Annotated in this window: 17 protein-coding genes and 1 tRNA gene; 8 read left to right on the top strand and 10 right to left on the bottom strand. The window is 44.6% G+C overall.

Translation table 11 applies throughout. The features are described 5' to 3' along the window. Positions 1-512 precede the first annotated feature (512 nt). Positions 513-1,889, bottom strand: coding sequence for an L-serine ammonia-lyase (locus tag RH85_RS19165; protein ID WP_006714382.1), 1,377 nt, complete (start codon positions 1,887-1,889; stop codon positions 513-515). Positions 1,890-1,985: 96 nt separating this feature from the next. Between RH85_RS19165 and RH85_RS19170 the strand changes: the two genes are divergently transcribed. Further along, entirely contained in the window at positions 1,986-2,873 is an 888-nt protein-coding gene (locus tag RH85_RS19170) for a YdcF family protein (RefSeq protein ID WP_006714383.1), read from the top strand. Here RH85_RS19170 and RH85_RS19175 read toward each other — a convergent pair. The 3 genes from RH85_RS19175 to RH85_RS19185 form a co-directional block, all read right to left on the bottom strand. Beyond that, positions 2,846-3,124, bottom strand: a complete 279-nt coding sequence (locus tag RH85_RS19175; protein ID WP_006714384.1) for a putative hemolysin — start codon at positions 3,122-3,124, stop codon at positions 2,846-2,848. The two genes, RH85_RS19170 and RH85_RS19175, sit on opposite strands and share 28 nt — an antisense overlap. Before the next feature lie 89 nt (positions 3,125-3,213). Continuing rightward, positions 3,214-4,230, bottom strand: a complete 1,017-nt coding sequence (locus RH85_RS19180) for a GGDEF domain-containing protein (RefSeq protein WP_006714385.1) — start codon at positions 4,228-4,230, stop codon at positions 3,214-3,216. A gap of 230 nt (positions 4,231-4,460) precedes the next feature. Next, positions 4,461-5,381 (bottom strand): chemotaxis protein, encoded by a 921-nt coding sequence (locus RH85_RS19185; protein ID WP_006714386.1) that lies wholly within the window; start codon positions 5,379-5,381, stop codon positions 4,461-4,463. A gap of 191 nt (positions 5,382-5,572) precedes the next feature. Here RH85_RS19185 and RH85_RS19190 point away from each other — a divergent pair, with 191 nt between their 5' ends. Beyond that, complete coding sequence (locus tag RH85_RS19190; protein ID WP_006714387.1) at positions 5,573-5,851, top strand: peptidylprolyl isomerase; 279 nt, start codon at positions 5,573-5,575, stop codon at positions 5,849-5,851. Between the two features lie 329 nt (positions 5,852-6,180). On the opposite strand, the gene RH85_RS19195 is transcribed toward RH85_RS19190, so the two are convergent. Beyond that, complete coding sequence (locus tag RH85_RS19195; protein ID WP_006714388.1) at positions 6,181-7,374, bottom strand: multidrug effflux MFS transporter; 1,194 nt, start codon at positions 7,372-7,374, stop codon at positions 6,181-6,183. A gap of 212 nt (positions 7,375-7,586) precedes the next feature. Between RH85_RS19195 and RH85_RS19200 the strand changes: the two genes are divergently transcribed. Then, positions 7,587-8,252: a Crp/Fnr family transcriptional regulator gene (locus RH85_RS19200; protein ID WP_006714389.1), complete on the top strand. Its 666-nt coding sequence runs from the start codon at positions 7,587-7,589 to the stop codon at positions 8,250-8,252. Between the two features lie 372 nt (positions 8,253-8,624). On the opposite strand, the gene RH85_RS19205 is transcribed toward RH85_RS19200, so the two are convergent. From RH85_RS19205 to RH85_RS19220, 4 genes are all read right to left on the bottom strand, one after another. Continuing rightward, on the bottom strand, positions 8,625-9,557 hold the full coding sequence (locus RH85_RS19205; RefSeq protein WP_006714390.1) for an LpxL/LpxP family Kdo(2)-lipid IV(A) lauroyl/palmitoleoyl acyltransferase: 933 nt from the start codon (positions 9,555-9,557) through the stop codon (positions 8,625-8,627). 115 nt (positions 9,558-9,672) lie between these two features. Then, positions 9,673-9,999 carry a c-type cytochrome gene (locus tag RH85_RS19210; RefSeq protein ID WP_006714391.1) on the bottom strand — a complete coding sequence of 109 codons (327 nt, stop codon included), beginning with the start codon at positions 9,997-9,999 and terminating at the stop codon, positions 9,673-9,675. A gap of 139 nt (positions 10,000-10,138) precedes the next feature. Further along, the gene (ltaE, locus tag RH85_RS19215; RefSeq protein ID WP_006714392.1) at positions 10,139-11,143 is read right to left on the bottom strand and encodes a low-specificity L-threonine aldolase; all 1,005 of its coding nucleotides are present in this window, start codon (positions 11,141-11,143) and stop codon (positions 10,139-10,141) included. A 41-nt stretch (positions 11,144-11,184) separates the two neighbouring features. Further along, positions 11,185-11,718, bottom strand: a complete 534-nt coding sequence (locus tag RH85_RS19220; protein WP_006714393.1) for an NUDIX hydrolase — start codon at positions 11,716-11,718, stop codon at positions 11,185-11,187. Between the two features lie 262 nt (positions 11,719-11,980). Between RH85_RS19220 and RH85_RS19225 the strand changes: the two genes are divergently transcribed. Continuing rightward, positions 11,981-13,642 carry an ATPase RavA domain-containing protein gene (locus RH85_RS19225; protein WP_006714394.1) on the top strand — a complete coding sequence of 554 codons (1,662 nt, stop codon included), beginning with the start codon at positions 11,981-11,983 and terminating at the stop codon, positions 13,640-13,642. An 8-nt stretch (positions 13,643-13,650) separates the two neighbouring features. Continuing rightward, positions 13,651-15,096: an ATPase RavA stimulator ViaA gene (gene viaA / locus RH85_RS19230; protein WP_006714395.1), complete on the top strand. Its 1,446-nt coding sequence runs from the start codon at positions 13,651-13,653 to the stop codon at positions 15,094-15,096. 34 nt (positions 15,097-15,130) lie between these two features. On the opposite strand, the gene RH85_RS19235 is transcribed toward viaA, so the two are convergent. Beyond that, on the bottom strand, positions 15,131-16,018 hold the full coding sequence (locus RH85_RS19235; protein ID WP_006714396.1) for a DMT family transporter: 888 nt from the start codon (positions 16,016-16,018) through the stop codon (positions 15,131-15,133). Positions 16,019-16,189: 171 nt separating this feature from the next. On the opposite strand from RH85_RS19235, the gene RH85_RS19240 reads away from it, so the two are divergent. The 3 genes from RH85_RS19240 (at position 16,190) to RH85_RS19250 (ending at position 17,352) form a co-directional block, all read left to right on the top strand. Then, a complete protein-coding gene (locus RH85_RS19240) occupies positions 16,190-16,690 on the top strand; it encodes a MarR family winged helix-turn-helix transcriptional regulator (RefSeq protein WP_006714397.1) in 501 nt (166 codons plus the stop codon). Between the two features lie 54 nt (positions 16,691-16,744). Further along, a complete protein-coding gene (locus RH85_RS19245) occupies positions 16,745-17,101 on the top strand; it encodes an MmcQ/YjbR family DNA-binding protein (protein ID WP_006714398.1) in 357 nt (118 codons plus the stop codon). Between the two features lie 177 nt (positions 17,102-17,278). Then, positions 17,279-17,352: transfer RNA gene (locus RH85_RS19250), tRNA-Cys, on the top strand. Positions 17,353-17,379: the final 27 nt, after the last annotated feature.

Genomic DNA, 17,379 nt, shown 5'->3' on the forward strand with positions numbered 1-17,379 from the left:
TAATGCTACGTTTGTATATAGCATTCAATCTCTTATAAAGAAGTATTTGACGTATGAGCGATTGATATCGATGGTCAATTTAGAGCTGGTAGGGTGTAGGAAAAGCAATATTGAAGAAAAGAGCAATGTGCTTAGGTTGATAGGTGTCCAGCAGCGCAGCCGACTCCTAAAGCCCAAGATGTTTCAAGTAATGAACTAAAGAAAATGTGAGTACGAACTATAAATGTCTGTTCCATAGGAACCTCCTGATTTTTGCTTGCAGTGATTGTTGAAGTCAACTGGATACTAACGTAACGTAAAAATACAAAAATTAGAGCTATGGAGCCAACAAACGCCCAAGGAATCGAACCTTGACCTATCTTCCCAATCAGCCTAAGCACACTGATTTAAATTGATTATATCAAACAATTAGAGAAAAGAGAGCTGTAAGTTTTTATTCATGGCATTCCACTAACAAGTAATTGAAAACATTAAATTTACCTCTCTTTATTGTAATATGTGAAACAAGTAGTTTATTGACATATGTTGATCAGAGCTAGGCCACCCAGTGAGGTTTCCCGATATTTTTTATTCATATCTTTGCCCGTTTGATACATGGTCTCAATTACCTTATCCAGAGAAATAATACATTTGCTGGTGCGTTTTAAGGCCATACGCGAGGCATTAATAGCTTTTATTGCCCCCATTGCATTTCGCTCAATACACGGCACTTGAACTAAGCCGCCGATCGGGTCGCAAGTCATGCCTAGTGAGTGCTCCATCGCGATCTCCGCTGCGATACAAATTTGTTCATTACTGCCGCCACGTAATGATGTAATGCCCGCTGCAGCCATGGAAGAAGATACGCCGATTTCACCTTGGCAGCCCACCTCGGCACCCGAGATAGAGGCATTGGTTTTGTATAAAATACCAATCGCCCCCGCGACAGCAAGGAAGTCCTTGATCTGTTTAGTATCGAGTGGACGAATAAACTCATGGTAATACATGAGCACTGCCGGTATAACGCCAGCGGCGCCGTTGGTTGGTGATGTTACCACTTGGCCTCCGGCTGCGTTTTCTTCGCTCACGGCAAAGGCGAACAAATTGATCCAATCCATCACGGCCATTGGGTCATGTTCAAATTCTTGGTTCGCCAGCAATGTTTTATGCAGGTTAGGTGCACGGCGTGTGACATTAAGGCCGCCCTCCAATGTGCCCTCGGTTACAAATCCCCGGTTCATACACAGTGACATCACTTTCCAGATTTGCTCAGCTTTGCTATCAATTTCGTCCATGGGTTGAAAATACACTTCATTTTTCAGCACCATGCCAGCGAGGCTTAAACCAAGCTTATCGGCTTTATTTAGCATCTCATCGGCGCTATTAAATGGAAATGGCACGGCAACATCAGATTCTTGAACACCATGTAATAGCTCTTGTTCGGTCGCGATGAAGCCGCCCCCAATGGAGTAATAGGTTTGATTGAGCATCGATGTACCCGCCGCATCAAAAGCAGTAATAGACATCCCATTTTCATGTAGAGGCAGGTTGGTAGTATGAAAAATTAAATCGCGACGATAGTGAAAGGCGATCTCTTGTTGGCACGGGAGTGGTAGCCGATGTTGCTCAATGCACTCTTGCAGTGCATTTCTCGCACTCGTGACCTTGAGAGTATCGGGCTTATTGCCCATCAGGCCGAGAATCACCGCTCGGTCGGTGTGATGGCCTTTACCGGTCAGCGATAGTGAACCAAACAGATCGATTTGAATACGCGCGATAGCTTGATTGGGTTGTGAATCTAACCACCGTTGTAGCCGTTGAGTAAAATCAAAGCCGGCCAACATTGGGCCATTGGTATGAGAGCTAGAAGGGCCCACGCCAATTTTAAAAATATCAAAGATCGACAACATCGCAACCATCCTTTGCAATAGGCAAAACTACAGGCACACTACCAACTATAGTAATAAAATGAGAGTCGAGCTGTGACCAATACGGGAATCGTTACAATGCCTTCTGGCAACGTGAAGCACGTCATTTTAGTTTTGGGTAAAAGACTATTGGATAACCAGTTAACCGCGGAAGGCTGTTCACGGGTTGATGCATTACCTGCGTATTTAGCGCCAATGGATCTATCACACACCGCACTCATTTTTTGTGGAGGTCAACTTGCGGGACAAACCAAGTCAGAAGCGCAGGCGATGGCAGAACGATTTACCGAGCGCTTTTCTGCACTGGCCAATGATTTTCCAAGTGGCTATTGGCTGCTAGAGGATCAATCGACTAATACGGTCGAAAATATTCAGAATGCGGCCAGTAAATTAATTCAAAGTGGGCTGTGCTCAAAGCAGAAAAAGGTCCAAATAAGTTTGGTTTCCAATGGGTATCATATTGAACGAATTATAGAAATTCAAAAATTGATGCCACAGCAAGGCCTATTAACTACCCTGAAGCTGCGTTGCCAAGAGGCTGGGTTAAGCGTCTCGATTTCATTGGATATTGAAGATCATTGCTCGGTGGAATACCCACATCAAGGGGCGTCGGCACTGGCATTTTTGTTGCTGGATGAATTGACCACTTATCGCGTGTATTTGGAAGGGGTATTGGCTCAAGTGTTTAGCTTGCCGTTAAGTCAGGTGAGGGGGCAACCCTATCAAGTGGCGACTCGCGCCATTAGGCATTTACTTACCTTAGACAGCACGCTGGATTATCGTGATGAGCTGGCTCGATTATCGGCGATCATTGCAGCCTCGGAGCCGAATTGTTCACAGGTCTTATTAGAGCGTTTATATGTGGAGTTCAATACCATACTCACTCAATTAAATCGTCGATTTGATCCGGAAAGTGAGTATGGTTTATCGTCGCACGCTTATTGCTCAGAGGCTGAGTCTGATTGACGATGGTTTTGTTTGTAGTATTCCCATTGTTCTACTTTTTCACCATTATTGAGCACACAGAAAGTCGTACGCTGCCCATCTAACGTCATCATTTCTAATTCACCGCCAGTTTCGACACAATAGACAGAGGCGGGATTGCTCGCGGTTTGATACTCGGTCGTTTTATAGGGATTATCTTCTGCAGCGCAGCCGACGAGACCAAGGGCCGTAGAGAGCCCTATGATGGTAAACAGTATAGGCGTTCTGATCATTATTTATCTCCACTTTATCATTTGCTTAACGGGCGAATCGTGTTTCACCAAAGTTTCGCTAAAGGATAGTCGAGAATTCTAACCCACGCTTAAATAGGCATTACTCGGTTGCGGCCAAGTTGTTTGGCTTCGTACAACAGTTTGTCCGTGCGTTCGATAAGATCTTCAGCCTGCTCGCCTTCTAGGCGTTCGGTGACGCCAAACGAAGCGGTAATGTTACCCACTTGCTTGCCACTACGGCGATCTTTAATTGAGAGCTTTTCCACGGCTCGGCGCAGGCTCTCGGCAAATTGTCGAGCCACGCGTAAGTTGCGATTAGGTACCACTAGAGCGAATTCTTCCCCCCCAAAACGATAGGCGGTAATTCCGTCACGGCAGCTGCTTTGCAAACGTCGAGCAAGGCCACGAATGACCGTATCACCAAACAGGTGACCATAGGTGTCGTTGTAATGCTTAAAGTGGTCGATATCCGCCAATATCAAGCAGAAGTTTTGCTCACTGCGGCAAAGGGTATGAATATCGTTGTCAAATGAACGACGGTTGTACAGGCCAGACAGGCTGTCGAAAAGGGCGTCTCTTTGTACTTCAGCCAGTTGATTTTTTAAGCGGCTAATTTCATGGCCAGCGGTAGACAGTTGGTTAGAAAGGAAGCTGGTTGAATGGCGAATATCTCGAGATTCAGAGACCAGTTGACGAATGACAGCCATCACTTCATCAATCGACATACTTTCGTCTTCAACTCGCTCAAGATTGCGGAAGCTCTTATCGATCATGTCCGAAAATTGAGAGGTGTCGCTAAGGGTATCGTTCATTGAACTCGCCACTTCATTGACCAGTATTTCAATGTTAGCGCGCAAATCACTTAATTTGGTTTCACTGCGAGTCGCAACGTGGCGATGATAGAGTTGATCGCCAGCGGCGGGGGGGCATATCCCGAAGCTTTCGATGACGGTTTCTAATTCATGGTTGAGTTTTGGAATAGCATTATCGACGTACGTATACCACAAGGCGTAATTAGACGGCGTTGCAGCAACGTGATTTTTCATCATGAGTGGGACAGCTTTTTTTAAGTTCGCCGTCGACTTTTTGAATTCGTCTTCTGTCATCTTCTGGGGTAATTCTTCTTAAAACTCTTGTACTTATATTACTTAAAATACCCCTGAGTTTGGATCTTTTTACTCACGGTTTAGTAACTAATTCGTAAATATGGTTCAAAAGTTTATATTTATATATAGGCAAAAGGTAAACAATCGTAACGCCTAGGTATAGTCTCTTGTCACATTTAGACAAAAATTTGTGATAGCTTGCGCTCTAATGGCTGCAATATGTCTACTGATTAGTCAGTAAGTTGGCTGCTGCTCTGACTCAGTTGCGCAGCTCCGCGTAACATTGCTTTGATCAAATCGCCCGCGTTGAACTTTTCTAGCGCCTCATGAGCACCAACTTGTTGAGCACGATTGACACAAATCTCACTGGATAACGACGTATGCAAAATGATGTACGCATGGCGTAATTCAGGATCGCTTTGTGTCTCAAACGCCAGTTCATAACCATCCAGTCCCGGCATTTCAATATCGCTAACCAGCAAGTCAATTGCTCGTCCTTGGCTCACCGCGGCACGCATTGAAGCGAGAGCTTCCGCCCCATTGGTACGGATTTGATAAGGGATATTAATGCTATCCAGTGCATCTGCGAGTTGTTTACGCGCAATGCTGGAGTCATCAACCAATAAGATATTGAGCGCTTTGAGCCTTTCCCGTTCAACATCGGTCAAAATTGGGATTCGAGCCGATTCCGATGGAGGGTAGATTTTCGAGAGCAGCAATTCCACATCCAGCATTTGTACAATCTTATCGTCATAGCGAGTAATGCCTGTGACAAAGACATTATTGCCTGCAGTGGGTGGCGACGGCTCTATATTACGCCAGTCACAATCGATGATTTTTTCAATACTACGCACCATAAACGCAACAACGGTACGCAGGCAGTCAGTTACGATCAAATAACAAGAGGAATACTCTTCAGGCTGAATGGCTCTAAAGCCGATTGCCGCGGGCATATCGATCACGGGAACGTTGAGATCACGAATGGTTACGGTGCCAATCACATGGTGATGAGAGTATGGAATCTGAGTTGTTTTCGCGTAAGGAACGATTTCTCGTACCTTCAATGTCCCAATGGCGAACATTTGCTTGCTGGCCGTTAAGGTAAACATAAGCATGCCTTGTGATTGATTCGCTTTGCTTTTTTTTGCCATTGGTGACTCTCAAACTGAATAGACAATACACTGCATGGTAACCCAAATGATGATCGGTTCAATGCACAAGATCAGAGATTGAAGGAATAAGATGTTGGGACTGTGACAATGGTACAAAGGTATGATGAAGATCTCATAATTTTTGGTACAATTGTTCTCATAACGGTAATGATAAACAAAGAGGCACAACCATGGCCAATACAGCCGCGGCTCTACACATTTTAGTAAAGCACAAAGAACAAGCAGAAGACATCATCAAGCAGTTGAAGAAAGGCGCTAAATTTCAAGCGTTGGCAAAAAAATATTCAAGCTGCCCGTCAAGTAAGAATGGCGGTGATTTGGGTGAGTTTCGCAAGGGCCAAATGGTACCGCAGTTCGATAAAGTCTGTTTCAGTGGCGAAACCTTGGTTCCACATTTAGTGAAGACAAAATTCGGCTGGCACGTTGTCAAAGTGCTTTACCGCACCTAACGGCTGTCATCATGATTGCTGATGTAAAAAAGCCCCTTTTAAGCTAACGCCGATCAGCTAAGTAAATGATCAGTTGCACGAGCTGATGGATGGTTAAAGTACCCTCAAGCATTTATGTTTGAGGGTATTTTTTTATGTTGGAATACTGGCTCGATGTTGATGACTTTGCTTCGTCTTAATCACTTGAGTTCGCGAGAGTGGGGCTATGTTAAATCACGGCGGAACGAAAAACGGCCCCAATCAAGGGTCGTTCGTTCTCCAAAGGGGCTTTTTTAATGTAAATGTCACCGTTCATGTATCGTTCTTGCCGCTGGTGTTTTCCACGATGATTACGTTTGATGAGGATGCAACAATAGTCCTTTTTTGGACCCAATGATGATGAGAGCTGGAATGGTTAACCATAACTGAAGCGAGATGAGATCCGGAGAAAGTAGCCCCAAACTCTGAATTCCGATCGCTATGATGCCGCTCCCACTTAACTGAATTAATCCTAGCATCGCGGCTGCGGTTCCTACTTGATCGGGAAAGGGCGCTAGCGCTTTGGTTGCCGATGTACCGAGTACGAACGCAAAGCCAATGGATGCGACAAAGATGGGTAACATGAATCCCCAAGCCGTGTGGCTTTGACCTAATGTTTGCATTAAACCGCCAGCGGTAATCAGCAAGATTAAGCCTGATTGCAAAACTCTTCGACTACTCAGTTTTGACATCAATTTAGGTGCGATTACGCAAGCCAATATATTGATGACGGCGTTGGCTGCGAACCAAAGGGTAAATTCTGTCGTATCGATCCCGATATTGGATATTAACCAAATCGGCGCAGAGGTAATGTAAGCGAGGATCGCGCTGATTGTGAGTGCACAAAGTGTGGCATGAAAGAGGAATGTCGGCACTTTTAGAATCGACATGTAGCGTTTAACACTAATCAACGCTTCGTTCGTTTTTCTTTTTTCAGTTTGCGTTTCGCGAATAAAACTCAAGATAGCCAGACCGACGAGAAAGGAGAACAAAGCGAGAAAACCGAAGTTGGAGCGCCACCCATAGTGCATTGTTAGCCAGTACCCTAAGGTTGGCGCTAAAGCTGGAACGCAAGCAATTGCCCCATTGAGATAGCTGATCACCCGATTACTTTTTTCATGATCAAAGTTGTCCTTAACCAAAGTAAAGGCGATCACCGTGGTTGCGCTAGCTCCAAAGCCTTGCATTAATCGGGCAACTAAAAACATCTCGATACTTGATGAGAGATAAGCCGCGATAGAACTGATAACGTAAATTGAGATCCCTAAATATGCGACAGGTTTTCGGCCATATTTATCAGCCATGGGACCGGCAAGAAGCTGGCCGATGCCAAGAGAGATCATAAACAAAGTGATCGAATCTTGTAGCTGAGCAACATCAACATTAAATGATGTTGATATGGCATTAAACGCCGGTAAATAGATATCAATGGCGAGTGGGCTGAGTATGATTAACGCCATCGCAATTGCGGCGACGATGTTTGATTGGAATCGATTGGTGTTCATTTTTGCCTAACTGTAAGTAGCGGCTCTCACTCAGTGATTATGATGACTCGCATAGCGATGTTGTTATCACATATACTGCTTCTCTGTGAGGAAATCCGTTGTTTTTTATTGAGATAGGCGAATATATCTAATCTCTTTATGGCGATGACATGACAATTGTCTGGTCAAAAAACATAAAGGTGAACGTAGGAACTTTTGGGTAAGAACTCGATATGGATAAAATGAATCTCTTGCAACAGGGCTACGAAATTGTGCGTCGTTTCATCGAGACAGAACCCTTTCGAACCTTAAGCGTCGGCAAGGGCGACTATATACTTAAGCAGCACCAAGTGGTGAATGAAATCTATTGGGCAAGCCCAGCTCATTTTGCCATTTTGCACACAGCCAAAAATGGTAAACGACTTAGCTTGGGGGATTACTCTTTAGAGGACAATTTATTTGGTGAGTTTGAGTATTTTTCGGGAGAGTTAAGTCCATTCGATATGATTGCAACGACGAAACTCGAACTGATTGCGATTCCAAAACAGAAATTTACCCAACTATTATTGAACGAAGGTCTGGTTGCTTTTTGGCTGAATCATCGTATTTCAAGTATCTACCAGCATACGATGAATATCGCGCTTGAACGCTCTTTGTATCCTCTTAAGTTTAATATTATCAAAGATATGGTTACTCGACACACGCTACCAGAGCAGTCAATTAACCATGGTTACATGTACCAGGAAGCCGAGCGATTTGGTTGTACAGAGCGAGCCTATTCCCGCATTATTCGTGAACTTATCGTTGAAGGGTTGATAACCAAATCCGATGATAAATCGACGCTTATCCCAGTCGATATAAACCATCTACAGCGTTATATTGAAAAGTATCAGCGATAGGCGGTGAAGCCATTCCTGCCATCTATTTCTGGTCCGCTCTGCAGTAACAATGTGGCCCCCTTGGTGCGGAGTGCTGAAGAGGAGTTGTGCTCTTGCCTACTTAGGTGATTAAGGAAGAATTTAGGTGACTAAGCAAGAATTGAAGCGTGTTAAGTTGGTCGCTTTACTGATGATTACTAAGTGCCGACCAGTTTAAAACTGTAATCGCTCGGCGCTTAGCCAGCACACCTAGTTATGTAGAATTTGCACAATTTCCAAGTAATCTAGTCTTCAACAAGCCAATCTAGATATCATCTAGAGGTTAACGCCCCTAAATAGGGGCGTGTTTGTATCCATTATCGACCAAGCTAAAGCAAACTTTCCGCGAGTGATTTAAGATTGAGCAGTGTAAAAACACGCTTCGCCTTCTGGGCGGGTTTTAAAGCGACGATGTAGCCACATATATTGGCTTGGCGCTGCCATGATAGAGGTCTCAACGGCTTTATTAATAAATACGGCCGCAGCGGTTTCATCATCGTTAGGGAAACCTTCTAGCGGAGTATGAATGGTCAAGATGTAGTGATCGTTTTCATCACGTACCATCGTAAATGGAACAATAGCGCAATCAGATGCGTTCACTAATAGACTGGTACCTGTGGTCGTACAAGCATTCTCTACCGCAAAAAGCGGAGCGAAAGTTGAACGGCGACGGCCATAATCATGATCCGGAGCATACCAAACACGTTCAGCGGTTTTTAGCGCATGAATCATGCCTTTTACATCTTTACGGTCAATCAAGGTGCGGTTTGAACGTGAACGACCATGGTATTGGAAGTGATCAAAACATGGGTTGTTGTTCGGACGATAAACACCCATACCAGACATGTGAATACCAAATGCCCGTGCGCCAAGCTCAAGGTTCATCGAATGAACTGCCAGCATCAAGGCGCCTTTCCCTTGTTTTTCTAGCTCGACCAGTTTTTCAATACCAACGATGGTCACATGCTTATTGACACGTTTATCCGGCCAAAACCAGGCCATCGCAGTTTCAAACAGAGCGATGCCCGTGTTTTCTACATTCTGTTCGATGAGGCGTGTTTTTTCTTCGTCACTCATGTTTGGGAAACATAAATCAAGATTGCGACGAATTGTATGAGTGCGCTTTTTCATGCGCTTTAGCGCAAAGCGGCCAATCCCTTTACCTAGACTCAGTTGTAGCTTAAATGGCAACGTACTCAGTAGGAACATAAACGCGACCAATAGAAGCGTTCCCCAGTAACGAGGGTGGAGAAATTTTAGCTGGAACGATCGTGTCGTGTTTTGCATTAATTGTTCGTCATATTTTGAAGGTGGCGCAGTCTATATCGAAGGCGATGATTACACAAACGAAAATTGCCACTTGTGGAAGCGATGAAATAACCTTGATATCGCTGTGATAAAATTAAGGTTGTTCTGCGTAAAAGGCTGCGATGTCTTTAAGATCTTGCTCATTTAAGTTACGCAGCTGCGCCCCCATCATTTGCGCCATACCACCGGTGCGTTTACCTTGCTGATAATCCAACATCGATTGATAAAGATAGGCGGCATTTTGTCCATTAAGATTGGGATAACTTGGGTTGCTAGCTTTACCCGTTTGTCCGTGGCAGAAAACGCAACTTGGCGATTTGATTTTACCCAGTTTGGCATCACCAAAAGGTTCGGCATATGCCGATTGGGCGATGGAGAGGGGAGCGAGAAAAGATAAAGAGAACAGAACGATTTTTTTCATATTGTTATAGGGTCGCGCAGATTAGAAGTCATTAAAATAATAGAGCTTCCCCCTTCGGAGAAGCTCGGTTGTTAGGCATTACGAGTCATGCAGTCGAGTTATCAATTACTTAGTGCGTAAGGAATTATGATCCGACCGCTTAGATTGCCGCGGCTATTTTCACCAAGACAGTTTCGATATCTTGTGCTGAGATATCTTTATGGGTCACAAAGCGCAGTGGATTACTCGGTGAAATCGTAATACCGTCTTGCGCTAGTTTTTCTGCCAATGCTTTCACATCAATGGTTTCATCGAGCTTGGTAAAGACAATATTGGTATGAATAAACTCAGGATTTACTGAGAACCCACGGATTTGGTTCAGTCCTTGCGCTAAGCGCTTAGCGTTCGCATGGTCTTGTTTCAGCTGTGGTACTTGTTCTGTTAAGGCCAATTTGCCCGCGGCGGCTAAGATGCCCGCTTGACGCATACCGCCACCGACCATCTTTCTTAAACGGCGTGCTTTGGCTATAAATTCATGGCTTCCTAGTAAAAGCGAGCCTATTGGCGCAGCCAGTCCTTTTGAGAGACAGATGGTCATCGAATCAAAGTATTGAGCGATCTCTTTGACATCAATATCTAAAGCTACGGCCGCATTGTAGACGCGCGCGCCATCGAGATGCAGAGCAAGCCCATTCTGGTTGACAAATTCACGCGCTTGCGCCAAGTACTCAAGAGGCAATACTTTACCATTGATGGTGTTTTCAAGACTCAATAGACGCGTGCGAGCAAAATGGCTGTCATCGGGTTTTATCGCGGCTTGCAGCTTGGCAAAATCAAGCGTGCCATCAGGATTATTCTCAATTGGTTGAGGCTGAATCGAGCCTAAGACTGCCGCGCCACCTGCTTCATAACGATAGTTGTGGGCTTGTTGACCGCATAGGTACTCATCACCACGACCACAGTGCGCCATTAAACCTAATAAATTGGCTTGTGTGCCGGAGGTGGTAAATAAAGCCGCTTCAAAGCCGTGTCGCTCTGCTGCCCACTGTTCTAATTCATTTACGGTCGGGTCGTCGCCGTATACGTCGTCACCGACGAGAGCATTAGCCATGGCTTGACGCATTGCTTGCGTCGGTTTAGTTACGGTGTCTGAACGAAAATCCATGAGTGCTCCTAATTAAATTGCTACGAACGAGCAACGACTCGCTACGAGAGGTATCCGCATAACTTTGCCTTTGACAAGCAGGCAATGCTTTTTGTATCCGTGATTTCACCATTAATGATCATTTGCTCTACTTGGGCAAGCGGTAAGTGAATCACTTCAATGACTTCATCATCATCACACTGATATCGGGAAGTTTTGTGTAATTGTTTGGCGACGAAAAGATACTGTATTTCATCGCAAAAACCGGCCAGTGGTGTTACTTGCCCTAGAGGGTGAAGTTCATTGGTGCTGTAGCCGGTTTCTTCTTCAAGTTCTCGGCTGGCACATTGTTCAATGGGTTCATTATTCTCTAGCGTGCCTGCTGGTAACTCAATCAGCCATTTCTTGAGTGAAGGACGGTATTGATTGATCAGCACAATATCACCGTTATCTGCGATGGGCAGAATGACCGCAGCGCCCGGGTGGGCAATGGTAGTGTGAGTGATTTGCTGACCATTTGGTAATTCGACGCGTTCTTCAACCAGTGAAATACGTTTCCATGTATGGATCACATTGTGATAACTCGGTTGCTTCATGATATTGGTCGGCTCTAATGATATTGACGCTACCTTAGCGATTTCTACTGAGGATTAAAAGGTGTTGAATTCTAATAGGTTGAGAATCGAGCATTAAGTAAAGTGATGCGCATCTCAATTGTGCAAACATTGATTGCATTCCTTTTCCGCAAAAGTGGTTCTGTTATAAATATTTGCTCTATTCTTTAAATGTATATGTAACAATTTAATAACAATTGATTACATTTAAGGAGATCATACCGAACGGCTAAGGAGCAAAACGTTGATAAACACGTCCCGAGTGAGCCACTCCAGTAAGGCTTTGCTGTCTGAGCGTATCAATAAGTTAGCCAAAGCGCTTTCTGATGGCGTGTACGAACGTGAAGATACCATTAAAATGTGTCTATTGGCGGCGCTTGCCGGAGAGAGCGTGTTTTTGTTAGGCCCTCCGGGTATTGCAAAAAGTTTGATCGCGAAACGCTTAATTCAAGCGTTTGATAACTCTTCTTATTTTGAATACTTAATGACACGTTTTTCCACACCTGAAGAGGTGTTTGGCCCCCTTAGTATTCAAGAATTGAAAGATCATGGTCGTTATCATCGTTTAACTCAAGGTTATTTACCCACCGCTCAAGTGGTTTTCCTTGATGAAATCTGGAAGGCTGGCCCCGCAATTCTTAATACGCTGCTTACCGTCGTGAACGAGAAAACCTTTAAAAATGGTAGCGATATTGAACGTGTACCGATGCGGTTGCTTGTCTCTGCGTCCAATGAATTACCTGATCAAGACAGTGGTCTAGAAGCCCTTTATGACCGTATGCTGGTTCGTATCTTTGTCAATCGAATCCAAAATAAGCAGAATTTTAAATCCATGTTGACGGTAGGGACTGCGCAAGAAGCGCAAATACCGGCTGGGCTAGCCATCACTGATTTGGAATATCATCAATGGCAGCAAGAGTTAGATCAGTTAACGCTGAGCGACGATGTATTTGAAAAACTCTACCAGCTTAAATCACTACTGGAACAAAAGGCTGAGGAGGTCGGGGCTGAATTTGCGCAGTCAGATATGTACGTCTCTGATCGTCGCTGGAAAAAAGCGGTTAAATTACTCAAAGCCAGTGCTTATTTTAATGGTCGTGACACCATCAATCCGCTCGACCTTTTATTGTTACAAGATTGCTTGTGGAATACCCCTGAGTCATTGGAAATCGTTCAACAGGTCATGAATGAATTCGCGCTTAACCATGCTTTTGATCAGCAAGAAGTGGAACAACAATTGAGTTTGTGTTGTGAAGAATTGGCTGATGTTCAAGAGGAATTGGAAGCGGAGTTTGCGATGTTGGTATCGCTTGAATCCACAACAGGCTTGATCAAAAAACAAGTACACCATTACGATGTGAGCAATGCCAAGGCGTATAAGGTTGGCAATGCACAAGATCTGGTCAAGCTCGTGTTATTACAAAGTAATATGTCGGTATCTGAAAGCGAGAAAGGTGATAGCCGGTGGATTTACGTGCCGAAACACGAGTTGGAACGAGTCGTAAAAGAAGGCAGCGGCAATGTTTATGGCTACGTCAATCAAAATACCAATTTGTGCTTGTTGCGCTTTGATTTGGATGCGGCAAACAACTTAGTGGTTAAAGACATTGCTAACCGTGCTGTGCTGGTGGCACTGGTGACCAAAAAAGGACTTAATGACTCTCTCTACCAAGAGTGGTTGACCAAGTCGCAACAAGCTGTGGCACAACTGGAGCATGCTGAGCATCATTTGCGTCAAGTGAAATCAAACTTTCATGGCGCACTTCCACACGGTTTTATTCACCCAGAATTACCCATTGCGATGGAAGCAGGGCTGCAAACCCTGCAGCACAAGCTTGAATCGACCAAAGCGGAGTGTGAGCGTACCGTTTTCCGATTTAAGAATCTTGATCAATTCTTCGCATAGGAGGTGACATGTTAGGCGCTGATGGACTCAACCTCGCATTGATGATTGCCGATTCTGGCATTGTTGACTCTGCTGTAAACGATTTGATGGCTCGCTCTCAAGTGATGGCGATGGCTGAAAATCGCGGAATTAAGTCTTCAGTTAAAACCCATTTACTTAAATGGCGTGGAAACGTAAAAAAACGCATTACCAAGGTGTGTGAAACCGAACGTTTCCAGCAAGAATTAGCCTTATACCAAGAAGTCATTCATTGGGATGAGGCGACATTCTTTCGCCAAATTCCCGACGTCGTCAAGCAGCTTGAATGGCATAGCGCTTTTTATTTACAAGCCCGTCGGCTACTTGAAAAAAACAAAGGGTTATCCAACCCGATGTTTCCTCATTACTTCTGTGACCAATGGTATCAAAGCCTCTATGACGCGATTCGCCAAGCGCAGTTAACTGAGCTGGAAGTGAATAAAGAGAAAGTCCTGAAAGATCTTTATCAGCGGATGGAAACCATGAAAAACATGGATAAGGTTACGCAGGAAGGGGATGAAAGCAGTGTTGGTCGTTTATGGGATATGGCATCCGCAAAATTGAGTAAAAGCGATCTGACGGTGATGAAGCGCCACGCCGAGTTTTTACATAAGCACCATGGGTTGCAAGAGATTGCGGAGCAGTTAGGACGTATGGCAAGTGATGTTAATGATCCAAGCTTGCAACGTAAGCCTAAAGAAGAACTGCAAGTGGTTGAAGAGTTAAGTGACGAAGCCACCGATGATATTGTCGGCGTGCATGAAAGTGATGACCTTAACAAATTGTTGCCCAATGAAACGCTATTTCTCGCCTATCCGGAGCTGGAAGTCATTTTCTATAAACACTTGGTGGATAAGCGGCTGATGAACTACAAAACTCGGGGTAAATCACGTACCTTGAGAAAAGTTCGTGCTCATACGCCTGACAACAGCAAAGCCGATATTGATAAAGGCCCGTTTGTCGTTTGTATTGACTCCTCCGGTTCAATGAGTGGTTTCCCTGAGCAATGTGCGAAAGCAATGGCTTACGCACTGATGCAAATTGCACTAGCTGAAGATCGAGAATGCTATGTCATGCTGTTCTCAACACAAGTGATCACTTATGAGTTAACCAAGCAAGATGGTTTGCGTGAAGCGAGTGATTTTTTGAGTTATAGCTTCCATGGCGGTACGGATTTAGAACCGGTGATCGAGAAAACTGTTTCGTTGATGCAAGGTGACAAATACCGCAATGCAGATATGGTAGTGATTTCCGATTTTATCGCCCCGGTGCCGGTAGCTGAAACGCAGCAACAAGTGCTTAGTTTGAAAGCCTGTTCAAATCGCTTCCATGCGATAAGCTTGTCTAAATATGGCAACCCACAACTACTTGGCATGTTTGATCATAACTGGGCTTATCACCCTAATCTGGTCGGACGTTTAATGCGTAAGTGGTGAATCTTATCCATCGTTTAACCTGTTTTTATTACCGTCATGTATGTGCGTGAGTCTTGCGCTGTCTTCGCTGCATGACTATTTGCGGCAGTAACGACATCACAATCATGCCTGCCATCAAACTGTATTGAAATGAACTAAATTGCTCACCTAACAGCAATAAACCAAAAACGATGCCGGCGATAGGGTTGGCAATGCCGCCGAAGGTAAATTCCACCACCGTCATGCGTTGTAATAACCAAACATATAAACCGTAGCCAAATGCGGTATTGAGTAAAATTACCCACACCAGTCCAAGCATGTTGTCTAGATTGATTTGGCCTATTGCGGTTAAGTATGGCAGAGGTTCAACCACCCCATGCACGGTTGCAACTAAACTCAGTAAACCACCCCCCAAAATTAACTGCCAAGTCAGTACTTGCCACCAATGCATACTTGTCCCTAGCGATTTGGTGATATCACTGCCGATCACAATACAGATCACCGCTGCTAACATTGCCAATAAACCGATAGGGTTTAAGGAGATCTCACTGGGATCAAACAACAACCAAGCTAAGAGGATCAGTAGTGCACCACAGATGGCCTGAATGGCGGCAGGAGTTCTGCCTCGAAATAGCCAGTGATAGAGCATGGCAAATACCGGTACCGACATCATCCCGACACCTGAAATAGCCGAAGGAAGAGTTAAAGCCATTACGAAAATTAGGCTAAAAAACAAGGCGATGTTAATGGTGCCCAGTAACGCCAGTTGGCGCCATTGTTTACCGTGTGGAAACATCGGTTTAATGGCCAATAATAGTAAACCGGCGGGTAAGGCACGTAATGCGCCCAATAAAACAGGTGGCCAATCAGGCAGAGAATATTGGGTTACGGCATAGGTAGATCCCCAAAAAAAAGCTGGGATCATCGCAAGAAAGACGTTCATGATTACTTATCTTTACATAAAGATATTAAGATGAGAATTTACGGTGTTATGCTACCAATGTAAAGTATCTTTACGTTAAGGTAAATATTCAACTTGCTAGATGATTGTGATTAACGCGCCATCATCAGTGATGATTTTCTCGCGTGAATTTGAGTGAAATAAGAACCGGCTATGAACGATTCATCAAATACGGACCCAGTTGAAAGGGCCATTAATCAGTGGGCAATAGAAAAACCACAATTAGAAACGGAACCAATGGCGATCATTGGCCGCATGCTACTGCTAAGTAAGCATCTGGAAGCTCAAATTAGTCGATTGCATAAACAGCATGGCCTCAAGCTTGGTGAATTTGACGTGTTGGCGTCGCTGCTGCGTAGTGGAGAACCTTATGCATTGACACCAAGCGCATTGCTGGAGGCGTTAATGCTGACCTCTGGCGCAATGACGAATCGGCTCGATAGGCTAGCGACAAAAGGACTGATTGTTAGATTGAGTAATCCACAAGATCGCCGCAGTGTGACGGTGCAATTGAGTGAAAGCGGTTACGACCTGATGACTCTTCTCATTGAGCAACATGTCACGCTGCAAAAAGAACTCATCGCAGGTATTAGCCAAAACGAACGTGGCCAATTAAACGCGACGCTGACACAATGGCTAACACAGTTTAAATAGCAACGGCCTTAGTTTAGCCATCGATGCGGTGATTGATTTGAAAAGGGGACACGAATGACAAACAAAGAACTGGCAATATTTCTCGATTCGCTCCAATGCGCGCAGGCTGATTACCCATTTGGCCCTGATGCATTAGTTTATAAAGTGAAAGGGAAGATGTTTGCGATATTGGCAAAGCGGGAAGGGCGCGAATACGTCACTGTAAAAGTACAACCAGAGGATGGGGAAGTGCTTGCTTCTCAATTTAGCGATATCACCCCTGGCTATCACACCAACAAGCGACACTGGATCACGGTTTATTATCCGGGTGATGTGGAAGATGGCATGGTAGAAGATTTGTGCGAACGATCGTACGCGCTGGTGGTAAAGGGGCTGAAAAAACTAGAACGTGTTGCTCTGGGTTTTGATTAGCGGGTGAAATTCCCATGCGTCAGCATTATAAAATTTGTCCAATTTGATCGAATAGTCACCCAATCGCTTTTATATTCGGCAAACAAACATAGATTTAATATTTTTGTTTGACTCTGATCGCGGAATCCGTAAAGTATGCAGCGAACGCAGCGGTGGGTAACTCAAGCGTTTCATTAAGGCGCCTTGGCAGAGTGGCTATGCAGCGGATTGCAAATCCGTGGACCTCGGTTCGACTCCGGGAGGCGCCTCCATTTTCTCTTGAAGAAAATCTGTGATAC

Source organism: Vibrio ichthyoenteri ATCC 700023, assembly GCF_000222605.1.
GTDB classification, from domain to species: domain Bacteria; phylum Pseudomonadota; class Gammaproteobacteria; order Enterobacterales; family Vibrionaceae; genus Vibrio; species Vibrio ichthyoenteri.

What these genes read in the sequence shown, in the direction of transcription:
- RH85_RS19195 (WP_006714388.1), bottom strand. Translation starts at nt 7,374, where the DNA reads ATGAACACCAATCGATTCCAATCAAACATCGTCGCCGCAATTGCGATG.
- RH85_RS19205 (WP_006714390.1), bottom strand. Translation starts at nt 9,557, where the DNA reads ATGCAAAACACGACACGATCGTTCCAGCTAAAATTTCTCCACCCTCGT.
- ltaE (WP_006714392.1), bottom strand. Translation starts at nt 11,143, where the DNA reads ATGGATTTTCGTTCAGACACCGTAACTAAACCGACGCAAGCAATGCGT.
- RH85_RS19180 (WP_006714385.1), bottom strand. Translation starts at nt 4,230, where the DNA reads ATGACAGAAGACGAATTCAAAAAGTCGACGGCGAACTTAAAAAAAGCT.
- RH85_RS19175 (WP_006714384.1), bottom strand. Translation starts at nt 3,124, where the DNA reads ATGATCAGAACGCCTATACTGTTTACCATCATAGGGCTCTCTACGGCC.
- RH85_RS19190 (WP_006714387.1), top strand. Translation starts at nt 5,573, where the DNA reads ATGGCCAATACAGCCGCGGCTCTACACATTTTAGTAAAGCACAAAGAA.
- viaA (WP_006714395.1), top strand. Translation starts at nt 13,651, where the DNA reads ATGTTAGGCGCTGATGGACTCAACCTCGCATTGATGATTGCCGATTCT.
- RH85_RS19210 (WP_006714391.1), bottom strand. Translation starts at nt 9,999, where the DNA reads ATGAAAAAAATCGTTCTGTTCTCTTTATCTTTTCTCGCTCCCCTCTCC.
- RH85_RS19165 (WP_006714382.1), bottom strand. Translation starts at nt 1,889, where the DNA reads ATGTTGTCGATCTTTGATATTTTTAAAATTGGCGTGGGCCCTTCTAGC.
- RH85_RS19185 (WP_006714386.1), bottom strand. Translation starts at nt 5,381, where the DNA reads ATGGCAAAAAAAAGCAAAGCGAATCAATCACAAGGCATGCTTATGTTT.
- RH85_RS19220 (WP_006714393.1), bottom strand. Translation starts at nt 11,718, where the DNA reads ATGAAGCAACCGAGTTATCACAATGTGATCCATACATGGAAACGTATT.
- RH85_RS19240 (WP_006714397.1), top strand. Translation starts at nt 16,190, where the DNA reads ATGAACGATTCATCAAATACGGACCCAGTTGAAAGGGCCATTAATCAG.
- RH85_RS19245 (WP_006714398.1), top strand. Translation starts at nt 16,745, where the DNA reads ATGACAAACAAAGAACTGGCAATATTTCTCGATTCGCTCCAATGCGCG.
- RH85_RS19200 (WP_006714389.1), top strand. Translation starts at nt 7,587, where the DNA reads ATGGATAAAATGAATCTCTTGCAACAGGGCTACGAAATTGTGCGTCGT.
- RH85_RS19170 (WP_006714383.1), top strand. Translation starts at nt 1,986, where the DNA reads ATGCCTTCTGGCAACGTGAAGCACGTCATTTTAGTTTTGGGTAAAAGA.
- RH85_RS19235 (WP_006714396.1), bottom strand. Translation starts at nt 16,018, where the DNA reads ATGAACGTCTTTCTTGCGATGATCCCAGCTTTTTTTTGGGGATCTACC.